11 protein-coding genes are annotated in these 14,729 nt (G+C 67.1%); 4 read left to right on the top strand and 7 right to left on the bottom strand.

All coding sequences use genetic code 11. From position 1 onward, the window contains the following. Nucleotides 1-918: hydroxymethylbilane synthase (hemC, locus tag B551_RS01480; protein WP_043436760.1), on the bottom strand; the 918-nt coding region annotated here is incomplete at its 3' end. Between the two features lie 176 nt (nt 919-1,094). Between hemC and ppc the strand changes: the two genes are divergently transcribed. Next, on the top strand, nt 1,095-4,166 hold the full coding sequence (ppc, locus tag B551_RS01475; protein ID WP_043436757.1) for a phosphoenolpyruvate carboxylase: 3,072 nt from the start codon (nt 1,095-1,097) through the stop codon (nt 4,164-4,166). A gap of 42 nt (nt 4,167-4,208) precedes the next feature. On the opposite strand, the gene B551_RS01470 is transcribed toward ppc, so the two are convergent. Beyond that, on the bottom strand, nt 4,209-4,499 hold the full coding sequence (locus B551_RS01470) for a DNA-binding protein (RefSeq protein ID WP_006578435.1): 291 nt from the start codon (nt 4,497-4,499) through the stop codon (nt 4,209-4,211). Nucleotides 4,500-4,744: 245 nt separating this feature from the next. Between B551_RS01470 and argH the strand changes: the two genes are divergently transcribed. From argH to B551_RS01455, 3 genes are all read left to right on the top strand, one after another. Next, nucleotides 4,745-6,154: an argininosuccinate lyase gene (gene argH / locus B551_RS01465; protein WP_006578436.1), complete on the top strand. Its 1,410-nt coding sequence runs from the start codon at nt 4,745-4,747 to the stop codon at nt 6,152-6,154. Between the two features lie 263 nt (nt 6,155-6,417). Further along, complete coding sequence (locus B551_RS01460) at nt 6,418-7,017, top strand: TRAP transporter small permease subunit (protein WP_043436751.1); 600 nt, start codon at nt 6,418-6,420, stop codon at nt 7,015-7,017. 12 nt (nt 7,018-7,029) lie between these two features. Next, entirely contained in the window at nt 7,030-8,763 is a 1,734-nt protein-coding gene (locus tag B551_RS01455; protein WP_023263343.1) for a TRAP transporter large permease subunit, read from the top strand. 104 nt (nt 8,764-8,867) lie between these two features. Here the strand turns inward: B551_RS01455 and B551_RS01450 are convergent, their stop codons facing one another. The 5 genes from B551_RS01450 to B551_RS01430 all read right to left on the bottom strand — a co-directional run. Further along, nucleotides 8,868-11,138 (bottom strand): arginine/lysine/ornithine decarboxylase, encoded by a 2,271-nt coding sequence (locus B551_RS01450; RefSeq protein ID WP_006578440.1) that lies wholly within the window; start codon nt 11,136-11,138, stop codon nt 8,868-8,870. 195 nt (nt 11,139-11,333) lie between these two features. Beyond that, nucleotides 11,334-11,900 carry a dCTP deaminase gene (gene dcd, locus B551_RS01445; RefSeq protein ID WP_006578441.1) on the bottom strand — a complete coding sequence of 189 codons (567 nt, stop codon included), beginning with the start codon at nt 11,898-11,900 and terminating at the stop codon, nt 11,334-11,336. A 139-nt stretch (nt 11,901-12,039) separates the two neighbouring features. Next, entirely contained in the window at nt 12,040-12,870 is an 831-nt protein-coding gene (locus B551_RS01440; RefSeq protein ID WP_006578442.1) for a formate dehydrogenase accessory sulfurtransferase FdhD, read from the bottom strand. A 94-nt stretch (nt 12,871-12,964) separates the two neighbouring features. Further along, entirely contained in the window at nt 12,965-13,510 is a 546-nt protein-coding gene (locus B551_RS01435) for a superoxide dismutase family protein (RefSeq protein WP_006578443.1), read from the bottom strand. An 83-nt stretch (nt 13,511-13,593) separates the two neighbouring features. Then, on the bottom strand, nt 13,594-14,729 hold a 1,136-nt coding region (locus B551_RS01430), incomplete at its 5' end, for a formate dehydrogenase subunit gamma (protein WP_023263342.1).

Raw genomic sequence — 14,729 nt, 5'->3', positions numbered from 1 at the left:
GTCGGCGACGGCGTTGCCCAGCGCTTCCGCGTCGGCGGCGCTGGCCACTTCGACCGCGCGCTGCGCGTGCACGCTGCGCGCGCCGTCCGGCGTGGCGACGAAGGCGTCCAGATGCAGGCGGATGCCATCCCAGTGCGCGTGAGCGGCCAGCGGCACCTGGCAGGAGCCGCCGAGCCGGCGCGATACCGCCCGCTCCGCGCCGACCGCCAGCGCGGTGGAAAGATGATTCAGTGGCGCCAGCCAGGCGGCCAGTTCGGGGCGATCGGAGCGGATCTCGATGCCCAACGCGCCCTGCCCGGCGGCCGGCAGCGAGGTCGCCGGCTCCAGCAGCGCGCGGATACGACCGGCCAGGCCCAGGCGCTTCAGGCCGGCCGCGGCGAGGATGATCGCGCCGTAGTCGCCGCGATCGAGCTTGGCCAGCCGCGTATCGAGATTGCCGCGCAGCGGCTGCACCACCAGATGCGGATAGCGGCTGCGCAGCGCGGCCTCGCGGCGCAGGCTCGAGGTACCGACCACGGTGCCGGCAGGCATCTCGTCGAGCGAGGCGAAGCGGGTCGACACCAGCGCGTCGCGCGGATCCTCACGCTCCATCACGGCGGCCAGCGCGAACCCCTCGGGCAGCTCCATCGGCACGTCCTTCAGCGAGTGCACCGCCAAGTCGGCCCGGCCCTCGGCCATCGCCACTTCCAGCTCCTTGACGAACAGGCCCTTGCCGCCGACCTTGGAGAGGCTGCGGTCCAGAATCTGGTCACCCCGGGTAGTCATACCCAGAATGGACACATCGCACGCGGGATAGTATTGTTGCAACGCAGCACGCACATGTTCGGCCTGCCACATGGCCAGCCGGCTTTCGCGTGACGCGATCACCAGCCTGCCCGGCGCGGCGGATGAGGATGCGGAAGGGACGGAAGCTTGCATGCCGCGAATGGTAGCACGCACCCCCTGCCGGTCCGGCCGCCGTCCCGGAAGCTGGCGGCGTGGCGTCCGAAGGCCGAAGAGCCGGGGCAAAGCGGCCAGGGCAACACCGGGTCTGGAAGGCGATCGGAACGATCGGAAACAACAGCAGCATCAGAACCAAACGCAGAGGAGATTGCATGACGCAGCCAGCAGCGCGCCCGGCCGGCCGCCGGATCCGCGCAGTCCGAGGCCGATCGGAAACCGCCGGCGACGGCGCAAACGGAATCGGCAGGCGCGAAGACGCCAATGGATCGATCGGACCAGGGACAGACGCCCCCTCGCCCCCGACCGTCGAAGCGGCCCAGCCGACACTTTCCACCGCCCGCCCGACCCGCCGCGCCGCCGCAAAACCGGCCTCCCACCTCGAAGTGGTGCCGGCAGCACCGGCGCGCAAGGCGGCCAACGACAAGGACCTGCCCCTGCGCGAGGACATCCGCTTCCTGGGTCGCCTGCTCGGCGACGTGCTGCGCGAGCAGGAAGGCGAGGCAGCCTTCCAGATCGTCGAGACGATCCGCCAGACCGCGGTGCGTTTTCGCCGCGAGAACGACCGCGCCGCCGCGGCCGAGCTGGACCGGCTGCTCAAGCGGCTGTCGCGCGACCAGACCAACCAGGTGGTGCGCGCCTTCAGCTACTTCTCGCATCTGGCCAATATCGCCGAGGACCAGCACCACAACCGCCGCCGGCGCGTCCATGCGCTGGCCGGCTCGCCGCCCCAGCCGGGCAGCATGGCGCGCGCGCTGCAGGCCATCGACGCCGCCGGCGTCACCGGCAAGCAGCTGCGCAAGTTCTTCGACGAGGCGCTGATCGTGCCGGTGCTGACCGCGCACCCGACCGAGGTCCAGCGCAAGAGCATCCTGGACGCCGAGCGCGAGATCGCCCGTCTGCTGGCCGAGCGCGACCTGCCGATGACGGCGCGCGAACTGGCGCACAACACCGCCCAGCTGCGCGCCAAGGTCACCACGCTGTGGCAGACGCGGATGCTGCGCAATACGCGGCTGATGGTCGTCGATGAGATCGAGAACGCGCTGTCGTACTACCGCACCACCTTCCTGCGCGGCATCCCGCAGCTGATGACCGAGCTGGAGGAGGACATCGCCGCGGTATTCCCGGCCTCGCGCCGCGCCAAGACCGAACCCGGTCCGCTGCCGCCGTTCTTCCAGATGGGCTCGTGGATCGGCGGCGATCGCGACGGCAACCCCAACGTCACGGCGGACACGCTTGAGCACGCGGCCTGCCAGCAGGCGCTGCTGATCCTCGAGTGGTATCTCGACGAGGTTCACGCGCTGGGCGCCGAGCTGTCGATGTCCACGCTGATGGTCGAGGCCAGCCCCGCGCTGCTGGCGCTGGCCGACGCGTCGCCGGACCGCTCCGAGCACCGCGCCGACGAGCCGTACCGGCGCGCGCTGATCGGCATCTACGCGCGGCTGGCCGCGACCTGCCATGCGCTGACCGGCCGCGCGGCGCCGCGCCATCCGGTCGCCGACGCCGAGCCCTACGCCAGTGCGGAGTCCTTCGCCGCCGACATCGAGGTGGTGATCGACTCGCTGCGCGAGCACCACGGCGAGGCGCTGGCGCGCGCCCGCATCGATGCGCTGCACCGCGCGATCGGCGTGTTCGGCTTCCATCTGGCCTCGATCGACATGCGCCAGGTGTCCGACGTGCACGAGGCCGTGATCGCCGAGCTGTTCGCCGCCGCTGGCGTCGAGGCGGACTACGCCGCGCTGTCCGAGGAGCGCAAGCTCGAGCTGCTGCTGGCCGAACTGCGCCAGCCGCGACTGCTGACGCTGCCCTGGCATACCTATTCCGAGCAAACCCAAAGCGAGCTGCGCGTGCTGACGACCGCGCGCGAACTGCGCGCCCGCTACGGCGCCCGCGTCGCGCGCAACTACATCATCTCGCACACCGAGACGTTGTCGGACCTGGTCGAGGTCATGCTGCTGCAGAAGGAGACCGGCATGCTGCGCGGCACGCTGGGCAGCAAGAACGATCCGGCGCGCATGGAACTGATGGTGATTCCGCTGTTCGAGACCATCGAGGACTTGCGCAACGCCAGCGGCATCATGCAGGCGCTGCTCGATCTGCCCGGCTTTGCCGCGGTGCTGGCCAATCAGGGCGGCGAGCAGGAGGTGATGCTCGGCTATTCGGATTCGAACAAGGACGGCGGCTTCCTGACCTCGAACTGGGAGCTGTACAAGGCCGAACTCGCGCTGGTGCAGCTGTTCGCCCAACGCAGGATCAAGCTGCGGCTGTTCCACGGCCGGGGCGGCACGGTCGGACGCGGCGGCGGCCCGACCTACCAGGCCATCCTGTCGCAGCCGCCCGGCACGGTCAACGGGCAGATCCGGCTGACTGAGCAGGGCGAAATCATCAACAGCAAGTTCGCCAACGCCGAGATCGGCCGCCGCAACCTGGAGACGGTGATCGCCGCCACGCTGGAGGCATCGCTGCTGCCGACGCAGAACGCGCCCAAGGACTTGGCGACGTTCGAGAGCATCATGCAGCGGCTGTCGGACCGCGCCTTCGTCGCCTACCGCGACCTGGTCTACGACACCCCGGGCTTTAAGGACTACTTCTTCGCCACCACGCCGATCACCGAGATCGCCGATCTGAACCTGGGCTCCCGCCCGGCCTCGCGCAAGCTGATGGACAAGAAGAACCGCCGCATCGAGGATCTGCGGGCGATTCCGTGGGGCTTCTCGTGGGGCCAGTGCCGCCTGCTGCTGCCGGGCTGGTTCGGCTTCGGCAGCGCCGTGCGCGCGCTGCTCGATGAGGCCGGCGACGACAAGGCCCGCAAGGCGCTGGTGGCGACGCTGCGCCGCATGGTCAAGACGTGGCCCTTCTTCTCGACGCTGCTGTCCAACATGGACATGGTGCTGGCCAAGACCGATCTGGCGGTCGCCTCGCGCTACGCCCAGCTGTGCGACGACGCGGCGCTGCGCAAGGCCGTGTTCAACCGCATCAGCACCGAGTGGCATCTGACCGGCGAGATGCTGGGACTGGTCACCGGCAAGCACGACCGCCTGGCCGACAACCCGCTGCTGGCCCGCTCGATCAAGAACCGCTTCGCCTACCTGGACCCGCTGAACCACCTGCAGGTCGAACTGCTCAAGCGCTACCGGGCCGGCAAGGACGGCGACGACGTGCGCGTGCGGCGCGGCATCCATCTGACGATCAACGGGATTGCGGCGGGGCTGCGCAATACCGGTTGACGATACACCGCTGGAGGACGGGCCAGTCCTCCAGCCCAGCGGTCAAGCCGCGCGTGTCGATACCGAACGGTCGAGCGGCCGCACCGCCAGGCGCAAGCCCATTGCCTTGAGGATGGCCGTCAGGCTGCTCAGCGCCGGGTTCCCTTTGGGCGAAAGCGTCCGGTACAGCTGTGTGGGGTTCAATTGCGCACGTTCGGCTACTGCCTGCACGCCGCCGAACGCTTGTGCCAGTTGGCGCAGCACGGTGAGCAGCTCGCCCTGGTCGCCGTCCGCCAGGATGCCGTTGATTACATCGAGCGCCAGCGCCGGATCGCTGCGGTACAACTCGGCCATCGCCTCGTCATGCGGTCTGCTTCTCACCGACTTCTCCCTGTTGCCCCGCTCGGGCTCAGCAATACGCTCGCTCGTTTATAGACGAATATTGCGCCAGAATTAGGCTCTTGCGCGTAGTACCGAAGGCAGGACAACACGGTTTCGCCCGTCGCCTCTGCCGGGCAACGATATAATTCCCGCTTTTCCTATCCTTTCCGTTGCCCGGCACGCCTCGGTGCGTGGGCACTGTCCAGTTCCCTACCGCCATGACCTCCCAACTTGCCAAGAAAGGCGAAGCCTGGTCCGCCCGCTTCTCCGAACCGATGTCCGACCTGGTGAAGCGCTACACCGCTTCGGTGTTCTTCGACAAGCGCCTCGCGCTGTTCGATATCCAGGGCTCGCTGGCGCATGCGGCGATGCTGGCCCGGCAGGGCATCATCAGCGACGCCGACCGGGCCGAGATCGAGCGCGGCATGGCGCAGATCCGCGGCGAGATCGAGGCCGGCAACTTTGAATGGAAGCTGGACCTGGAAGACGTCCACCTGAATATCGAGGCGCGGCTGACCGCGCTGGTCGGCGATGCCGGCAAGCGGCTGCATACCGGCCGCTCCCGCAACGACCAGGTGGCGACCGATATCCGCCTGTGGCTGCGCAGCGAGATCGACAACATCGTCGGCCTGCTGGGCGACCTGCGCAACGCGCTGCTCGATCTGGCCGAGCAGCACGCCGACACGATCCTGCCGGGCTTCACCCATTTGCAGGTCGCGCAGCCGGTGACCTTCGGCCACCACCTGCTGGCCTACGTCGAGATGTTCACGCGCGATGCCGAGCGCATGCAGGACGCCCGCAAGCGCGTCAACCGGCTGCCGCTGGGCGCCGCCGCGCTGGCCGGCACCAGCTACCCGATCGACCGGGAGTTCGTTGCGCAGCAGCTGGGCTTCGACGGCGTCTGCCGCAACTCGCTGGACGCGGTGTCCGACCGGGATTTCGCCATCGAGTTCTGCGCCGCCTCGGCGCTGATCATGACCCACGTGTCGCGCTTCTCGGAAGAGCTGGTGCTGTGGATGAGCCCGCGCGTCGGCTTCATCGATATCGCGGACCGCTTCTGCACCGGCAGCTCGATCATGCCGCAGAAGAAGAACCCGGACGTGCCGGAGCTCGCGCGCGGCAAGACCGGCCGCGTCAACGGCCACCTGATCGGCCTGCTGACGCTGATGAAGGGCCAGCCGCTGGCATACAACAAGGACAACCAGGAAGACAAGGAGCCGCTGTTCGATACGGTCGATACCGTGGTCGACACGCTGCGCATCTTCGCGGACATGGTGCCGGGCATCACGGTCAAGCCCGACGCGATGCGCGCCGCCGCGCTGCAGGGCTATGCGACCGCGACGGACCTGGCCGACTACCTGGTCAAGAAGGGGCTGCCGTTCCGTGACGCGCACGAGGCGGTGGCCCACGCCGTGCGCGCCTGCGACGCGCGCCAGTGCGACCTGGCCGATCTGACCGTGGCCGAGCTGCGCGATGCCACCGGCCTGGGCGACAAGGCGGCGCTGATCGGCGACGACGTGCACGGCGTGCTGACGCTCGAAGGCTCGGTCGCCGCCCGCAACCATATCGGCGGCACCGCGCCTGACCAGGTCCGCGCCGCCATCGCGGCCGCGCGCAAGGCCGGCTGAGCGAAGGACCGATCGGCTGATCGGCTGACCCGTCGATCGGCCACCCGCTTTGCAGCGTCCCCGTTCCCCACGGGGACGCTCCCCACCAAGGTGGGGAATCCTCCCCTCCCGCCTTCCCTTCCCGTCTCCCTCCGCCGGCCCGCTTCCGGGACAAACAACCCAGACAATGTGACGAATTGGGGATTAACCCTAGCGATTTGCCGTGGCGTTCAACCGTAAACTGACGCGCCACCCCGGTTTTTCCCCATCCCTAGGACGTTCACATGTCTCTCCTCATGAGGATCTCACGGCTTATCGACGCCGTGAACGATGCCATCGGGAGGTGGGCGAAATGGCTGATCCTGCTGGCCGTACTGGTCTGCGCGGGCAACGCCATCATTCGCTACACCTTCAGCATCAGCTCCAACGCCTGGCTCGAACTGCAGTGGTACATGTTCGCCGGCGTGTTCCTGCTCGGCGCGCCGTACACCCTGCGCAAGGACGAGCATGTCCGCATCGACGTGATTGCCGGACGCTTCTCGGAGCGCACGCAAGTCTGGATCGACATCTTCGGCATCCTGCTGTTCCTGCTGCCGATCTCGCTGATCATCCTGTGGCTGTCGATCCCCTACTTCTGGCTGTCCTATGCCGGGCACGAGATGTCGGGCAACGCCGGCGGCCTGATCCGCTGGCCGGCCAAGTTCCTGATCGTCGCGGGCTTCGCGCTGCTGAACCTGCAAGGCCTGTCCGAGCTGATCAAGCGCTTTGCCTATCTGAAGGGCGACCTGCCGTTCGAAGCGTTCCGCAAGCATGGTCACAGCCCCGCGGAAAACGCCGCCGCGCTGACCGATGGCGGCCGCTCCGGTCCCCCGGCAACCCCGTAAGCGAGGACCGCGATGACGCAATTCCTGATCGACAACATGGCGCCGATCATGTTCGGCTCCCTGGTGGTCTTCCTGCTGTCGGGCTTTCCGATCGCCTTCGCGCTGGCCGCCAACGGCCTGCTGTTCGCCTTCATCGGCATCGAGCTGGGCCTGCTTCCGCCGGAGCTGCTGCAGGCGCTGCCGAGCCGGCTGTTCGGCATCATCGAGAACGACACGCTGCTGGCGATTCCGTTCTTCACCTTCATGGGGCTGATACTGGAGCGGTCCGGCATGGCCGAGGATCTGCTCGATACGATCGGCCAGCTGTTCGGCCCGATCCGCGGGGGCCTCGCCTACGCGGTGATCTTCGTCGGCGCGCTGCTGGCGGCGACCACCGGCGTGGTGGCGGCCTCGGTGATCTCGATGGGGCTGATCTCGCTGCCGCTGATGCTCAAGTACAACTACGACAAGCGGCTGGCCACCGGCGTGATCGCCGCGTCGGGCACGCTGGCGCAGATCATTCCGCCGTCGCTGGTGCTGATCGTGCTGGCCGACCAGCTGGGCCGCTCGGTCGGCGACATGTACAAGGGCGCGTTCGTGCCCGGCATGGTGCTGACCGGCCTGTACATGCTGTACGTGCTGCTGATGACGCTGATCAAGCCGGCCTCGGCGCCGGCGCTGCCGCTGGAAGCGCGCACCTTCCGCGAGCCCAGCGGCAAGAGCGGCTCGACCTCGGTGCTGGTGCTGACCGCGCTGGCCGTAGTGGTCGGCGTGGTGGTCGACCTGAACTACAACCCCGGCGGCCCGCTCGACGAGCGGCTGGTGGTGTCGATCGGCGCGGCGATCTCGTTCGCCTTCGTGCTGGCCGTGATCAACCGCGTGCTCAAGCTCAATCTGCTGTCGCAGATGGCCGAGAAGGTGACCTTCGTGCTGATCCCGCCGCTGGCGCTGATCTTCCTGGTGCTGGGCACGATCTTCATCGGTGTGGCGACGCCGACCGAGGGCGGTGGCATGGGCGCGCTCGGCGCGCTGGTGCTGGCGCTGATCAAGGGCCGGCTGAACCTGGGCCTGACCAAGCAGGCGATGGAGTCGACGCTGAAGCTGTCGGCCTTCGTGATCTTCATCCTGATCGGCGCGCGGGTGTTCTCGCTGACCTTCTACGGCGTCGACGGCCACCTGTGGGTCGAGCATCTGCTGACGGCGCTGCCCGGCGGCCAGACCGGCTTCCTGATCGCGGTCAACGTGCTGTTCTTCCTGCTCGCCTTCTTCCTGGACTTCTTCGAGCTGGCCTTCATCCTGGTGCCGCTGGTCGGCCCGGTCGCCGACAAGCTGGGCATCGACCTGATCTGGTTCGGCGTGCTGCTGGCGGTCAACATGCAGACTTCGTTCATGCACCCGCCGTTCGGCTTCTCGCTGTTCTACCTGCGCTCGGTCGCGCCGCGCTCGGTCAAGACCTCGGACATCTACTGGGGTTCGGTGCCGTTCGTGGTGATCCAGCTGATCATGGTGGCCCTGATCATCATCTTCCCGGGCCTGGTGACCACCGACAAGACGAAGGCCCAGGACCGCAGCATCACGCGCAGCCTGGACATCGACTTCGGCACGACCACGCAGCCGGCGCCGAGCGCACCGGGTTCGACCGGCCCATCGGAGGCGCCCGAAGCACCGACGCTGCCAGGCGGCGCGCAGCTCGAGACCCCCAGCGCGCCGGCTCAGTCGAACGACAGCGGCCCGGCGGCACCGGTGTTCGAGTTCGAGAAGAAGTAGTTTCGAGACGGGATCGTTCGAGCCGGCCACGCTCGAACGACGGCATCAAGCAAAACGGCCGGCATCCGTTGATGCCGGCCGTTTTCTTTACCGTGCCGCCGCCGTCAAGCCGTCTGCTTCACGCAATCGACGAAGTACACGCGCTTGCCGTCGATCTCCTCGGCCACCAGGCCGTGGATATCGGTCTCGAAGCCCGGGAACAGCTGGTTGAACTCGCGCGCGAACTTCAGGTACTGGACGATGGTCCGGTTGAAGCGCTCGCCGGGGATCAGCAGCGGAATGCCGGGCGGGTACGGCGTCAGCAGGATCGCGGTGACGCGGCCCTCGAGGTCGTCGACCGGCACCCGCTCGATCTCGCGGTGCGCCATCATCGCCCAGGCATCCGACGGCTTCATCGCCGGTTCCATGTCCGACAGGTACATCTCGGTGGTCACGCGCGCGACGTCGTTGGCCTTGTAGACGCTGTGGATCGCGTCGCACAGGTCGCGCAGTCCCATCCGCTCGTACTGCGGGAAGCGGGCGACGAATTCCGGCAGCACGCGCCACAGCGGCTGGTTCTGGTCGTAGTCGTCCTTGAACTGCTGCAGCTCGGTCACCAGCGAGTTCCAGCGGCCCTTGGTGATGCCGATGGTGAACATGATGAAGAACGAGTACAGACCCGTCTTCTCGATGATGATGCCGTGCTCGGCCAGGTACTTGGTGACGATCGCCGCCGGAATGCCGCGTTCGCTGAACTCGCCGTCGACGTCGAGCCCCGGCGTGATGATCGTGGCCTTGATCGGGTCGAGCAGGTTGAAGCCGTCGGCCAGGTCGCCGAAGCCGTGCCAGCGGTCGTTGGCCTTCAGCATCCAGTCCTCGCGGTCGCCGATGCCGTCCTCGTTCAGGTCTTCCGGGCCCCAGACCTTGAACCACCAGTCGCCGTTGTTGCCGGCGTCGTAGTCCCCCTCGACCTTGCGCATCGCGCGGCGGAAGTCCAGCGCCTCCTGGATGCTCTCCTCGACCAGCGCGGTGCCGCCGGGCGCTTCCATCATCGCCGCGGCCACGTCGCACGAGGCGATGATCGAATACTGCGGGCTCGTCGACGTATGCATCAGGTACGCCTCGTTGAAGCGGTACCGGTCCAGCTTGCGCGTCTCGGAGTCCTGCACGAGGATCTGCGAGGCCTGCGACAGCCCCGCCAGCAGCTTGTGGGTCGACTGCGTGGCGAACACCAGCGCGTCCTTGCTGCGCGGACGATCGCGCCCGATCGCGTGCATGTTGCGATAGAAGTCGTGGAACGCCGCGTGCGGCAGCCAGGCCTCGTCGAAATGCAGCGTGTCGATCTCGGCCGCCAGCATCTCCTTGATCTGCTCGGCGTTGTACAGCACGCCGTCGTAGGTACCCTGCGTGATCGTCAGGATGCGCGGCTTCTGGTTCTTCGCCTGGCTGGCGAACGGATGCGCGGCGATCTTCCTGCGGATGGTCTCCGGGTCGAACTCGCTCTTCGGGATCGGGCCGATGATGCCGTAGTGGTTGCGCGTCGGCATCAGGAACACCGGGATCGCGCCGGTCATCATGATCGCGTGCAGGATCGACTTGTGGCAGTTGCGGTCGACCACCACGATGTCACCGGGCGCCACGTTGGCATGCCAGACCATCTTGTTCGACGTCGACGTGCCGTTGGTGACGAAGAACATGTGGTCGGAGTTGAAGATCCGTGCGGCATTGCGCTCGGAGGCCGCGACCGGCCCGGTGTGGTCCAGCAGCTGGCCCAGTTCGTCGACCGCATTGCAGACGTCGGCGCGCAGCATGTTCTCGCCGAAGAACTGGTGGAACACCTGGCCGACCGGGCTCTTCAGGAAGGCAACGCCGCCCGAGTGGCCCGGGCAGTGCCACGAGTACGAACTGTCCTGCGCGTAGTCGATCAGCGCCTTGAAGAATGGCGGCGCCAGCGATTCGAGATAGACCTTGGCTTCGCGGATGATATGCCGGGCCACGAACTCGGGCGTGTCCTCGAACATGTGGATGAAGCCGTGCAGCTCGCGCAGGATGTCGTTCGGGATATGGCGCGAGGTACGGGTCTCGCCGTACAGGAAGATCGGCAGGTTGGCGTTGCGCCGGCGCACCTCGGTGACGAAGGCGCGCAGCTTCTCGATCGCCGCCGCTTCGGGCTCGTCGGCGCCGCTGGCGAACTCGTCGTCGTCGATCGACACGATGAAGGACGAGGCGCGGCTGGACTGCTGCGCGAACGAGGTCAGGTCGCCATAGCTGGTCAGGCCCATCACCTCCATGCCCTCGGCCTCGATGGCCTGGGCCAGCGCACGGATGCCCGAGCCGGAGATGTTCTCGGAGCGGAAGTCTTCATCGATGATGATGACGGGGAAGCGGAATTTCATCGGGCGTCCTCGCGGAAAGGAGAGAGAGGCAAAAGGACTTGAGCCACATGGCCCGCGTTCGGCGCGCGGGGACATGTGGCTCGGATATTCATGGCGAAGCGGTCAGGCCGCTGCGCCGGTTCTGGGTGTTCCGTGATGGCGGTCGGTGCGGTGGTCTTGCAGCGTCAAGCGCCATTGGCCCGCATTGTAGGGCAATCAGGTTTTCGGCAGCGTGACACCGTGCTGGCCCTGGTATTTGCCGCCGCGGTCGCGGTACGAGGTCTCGCAGACCTCGTCGCTCTCGAAGAACAGCACCTGGGCGCAGCCCTCGCCGGCATAGATCTTCGCGGGCAGCGGCGTGGTGTTCGAGAATTCCAGCGTCACGTAGCCCTCCCACTCGGGCTCGAACGGCGTCACGTTGACGATGATGCCGCAGCGCGCATAGGTGCTCTTGCCCAGGCAGATCGTCAGCACGCTGCGCGGGATGCGGAAATATTCGACCGTGCGGGCCAGCGCGAACGAGTTCGGCGGGATGATGCAGACATCGCCCTTGAAGTCGACGAACGACTTCTCGTCGAAGTTCTTCGGGTCGACGATCGTGCTGTTGATGTTGGTGAAGATCTTGAATTCGTCGGCGCAGCGGATGTCGTAGCCGTAGCTCGAGGTGCCATAGGAAACGATCTTGCGGCCATCCGTTTCCCTGACCTGGCCCGGCTCGAACGGCTCGATCATGCCATGCTGCTCCGCCATGCGGCGGATCCACTTGTCGGATTTGATGCTCATAAGGTAGCGGTGAACGGAAGAAGCGCCGCGAAGTGGAACGCCGCAACGGGCGGCATGGCGCGCAATGGGCCGCATTGTACAACCAAAGCGCAGCCTGCCCGGCAAGGCCGGGCAATGGGACTTCAGGACTGGACCGGCCTCAGGCCACCGCGGCCTGCGGCTCGCTATGACGGAAGCGCTGGCGGCCGGTATAGAGCAGGAAATGCTTGCCGGTGCAGCGCGCGAACAGCGTCATGTTGACGCGCTTCGCCATCTGATAGCCCATCTGCGTGACGCCCGAGCGCGACAGCAGGAAGGGAATGCCCATCTGCGCGCCCTTGATGACCATCTCCGAGGTCAGGCGGCCGGTGGTGTAGAACACCTTGTCGGCGCCGTCCATTCCTTCCAGCCACATCCGTCCGGCGATCGCGTCGACCGCGTTGTGGCGGCCCACGTCCTCGATGAACATCAGCAGCTCGCGGCCGTGGAACAGCGCGCAGCCATGGACGGAGCCCGCCTGCTTGTAGACCGACTGCTGCAGCCGGATCGTGTCGACGATGCTGTAGAGCGTCTGCTGGTCCAGCACCGCGTCGTCGGGCAGCCGGATCTGGTCGACTTCGTCGAGCAGCGAGCCGAACACCGTGCCCTGGCCGCAGCCGGTGGTGACGATCTTGCGCGCGGTGCGCTCCTCGATGCGGTCGACACCGCCGCGCGTGGTCACCGCGGCCGACTCGGTCTCCCAGTCGACCTGGATCGCGGCGATGTCCTCGATCGACTCGACCAGCCGCTGGTTGCGCAGGTAGCCGAGCACCAGCGCCTCCGGGGCGCCGCCCAGCGTCATCAGCGTGACCAGCTCGCGCTTGTCCAGATAGACCGTCAGCGGCCGTTCGCCGGGCAGGAAGGCGGCGCGCACGCGGCCCTGCTCGTCGACCACCTCGACCTCCTCGATCAGCGGGACGGCGGCTTGGCTCAGTTCGGGACGCAGGGACATGGTTACGTGGAAATCTGGAACATCGGGACGGGGCCGGCGCGATGGCGAGCCCGCCTGGTTGGTCAGGGCGGAGCCACGGCGCCGGCCGCGCCGGTCAGGACTTGACCACCACGCCGCAGGCGATGCGGCCGCCCGAATTGCCGGTGGGCTGGGTCTTGTAGTCGTCGGGGTCCTTGTGCACGACCACCGCACGGCCGACCACGCTGTTCGCGCCGGGCGCGACGGTCATGCTGGTCAGCTGGAAGCTGGCGCGCGCGCGGCCATTGGCGTCGGCGGTCAGGTTCGGCATGTCGCCGACATGATGGTCCGGCGTATTGACGGAACCGTGCGGCTTCCCGGTCGGGTTGAAATGGCCGCCGGCGCTCATCGCATCGGGGGCCGAGCAGTCGCCCTTCTCGTGGACGTGGAAGCCATGCACCGAATTCGGCGGCAGGCCGGTCACGTCGGCCAGCACCATCACATGATCGCCATGCTGGGTGAAGGTCACGGTGCCCTGGGTATTGGTGCCGCTCTTGGCGGTCAGCGGCGCCACGGCTCGCTCGGCCGTCGCACCGCCGCCCATCATCTTCCCGATGGGTCCCGTCTGCGAACACGCTGCCAGCGCGCCGCTTGCCACCAGACCGAAAAGAATACGCTTCATGCCGAACCTCCTGTCACGGTGATGTCGAGCATGCATTGTAGCGCTCATCCCGGCCTGGTCCGTACGTAGCGGAACGACGGTGCTTACGCCTCGCCGGGCGCGGGCCGCCGTTCCGGCTGGCGGCGCGAAGGCGTGGAACGCTGGGCCGGGATCTTGCCGGACTTGACGTCGTCGTACCAGTGCTCGTGGTGCTCCTTCGCCCAGGCCTCGTCGACATAGCCGTCGCGCATCGCGCGATAGGCGCCTTCCATGCCGATCGTGCCCATGTAGATGTGGCCGAACGCCATCGCCATCATCACGATCGCGGCGATCGAGTGGACGATATGGGCCAGCTGCATCGTGGTGCGGTAGTAGTCCAGCCCCGGCACGATCTTGTCGAGCACGAAGCCCGAGGCCGAGATCAGCAGACCGAGCAGGAACACCCCGACCCAGAACCAGCCCTTCTCTCCGGCGTTGAAGCGGCCGCTCGGCACATGCTTGCCGCTGGCGATGCCGCCCAGGCTGGTCAGCCAGCGGATATCGTCGCGCGACGGCAGGTTGTCGCGCACGAAGATCACGAAGCCGACGATCAGCGACAGCGTGAAGACCGGGCCGACGATGTTGTGCACGTTCTTCAGCAGATAGGTCAGCCAGCCGAACAGCGTATGGCCCATGATCGGCAGCAGGAAATGCTTGCCGAACAGCATCACGATGCCCGATACCGCCAGCACCACGAAGGCGATCGCCATGGTCCAGTGGACGATGCGCTCCAGCGGCGTGAAGCGCTCGATCATGCGGCCGGTCGGCTGCGACTTCAGCGGAATGGTGCCGCGCCAGACGAAGAAGGCCAGGATCGCCGCCGGTACCAGCACCAGCAGCCAGCCGCCCCAGACCGTGATCACGCCGTTGCGCAACAGCCGCCATTCCTGGCCGGTACGCAGGATCAGCACGCCGGCTTCCTTGTCCGGCAGGCTGCTGTAGTGGCGCTGGTCCGAATTGATCTCGCGCCAGACTGGCGCGTTGTTGCCCGGCTGCGTGCGCGTGCGGCTCTGCTGCTCGCGCGCCTCGGCGGCAATGTCGCGCTCGGGCACGTCGAAGATGTTCTGCGAGGCGATGCCCGAGAACGGTTGCTGCGGATGCAGCGCGGGATTGTTGGTGTCGGCTTCCGCCGGCGCCGGCGTCGCGGCGGGGCTTTGGCCCTGCGCGGCTGCCTGTGCAGGCGTCTGCGCCGGCGTGGTCT

The organism is Cupriavidus sp. HPC(L) (assembly GCF_000307735.3).
GTDB lineage: Bacteria > Pseudomonadota > Gammaproteobacteria > Burkholderiales > Burkholderiaceae > Cupriavidus.
Note: the sequence above shows the minus strand (reverse complement) of the source record. Positions and strands in the feature narration are given on the sequence as shown.

Bases quoted from the DNA above. Each gene is read 5' to 3' on its own strand.
- B551_RS01435 (WP_006578443.1), bottom strand. From the start codon at position 13,510: ATGAAGCGTATTCTTTTCGGTCTGGTGGCAAGCGGCGCGCTGGCAGCG.
- B551_RS01440 (WP_006578442.1), bottom strand. From the start codon at position 12,870: ATGTCCCTGCGTCCCGAACTGAGCCAAGCCGCCGTCCCGCTGATCGAG.
- B551_RS01450 (WP_006578440.1), bottom strand. From the start codon at position 11,138: ATGAAATTCCGCTTCCCCGTCATCATCATCGATGAAGACTTCCGCTCC.
- dcd (WP_006578441.1), bottom strand. From the start codon at position 11,900: ATGAGCATCAAATCCGACAAGTGGATCCGCCGCATGGCGGAGCAGCAT.
- B551_RS01460 (WP_043436751.1), top strand. From the start codon at position 6,418: ATGTCTCTCCTCATGAGGATCTCACGGCTTATCGACGCCGTGAACGAT.
- B551_RS01470 (WP_006578435.1), bottom strand. From the start codon at position 4,499: ATGGCCGAGTTGTACCGCAGCGATCCGGCGCTGGCGCTCGATGTAATC.
- ppc (WP_043436757.1), top strand. From the start codon at position 1,095: ATGACGCAGCCAGCAGCGCGCCCGGCCGGCCGCCGGATCCGCGCAGTC.
- argH (WP_006578436.1), top strand. From the start codon at position 4,745: ATGACCTCCCAACTTGCCAAGAAAGGCGAAGCCTGGTCCGCCCGCTTC.
- B551_RS01455 (WP_023263343.1), top strand. From the start codon at position 7,030: ATGACGCAATTCCTGATCGACAACATGGCGCCGATCATGTTCGGCTCC.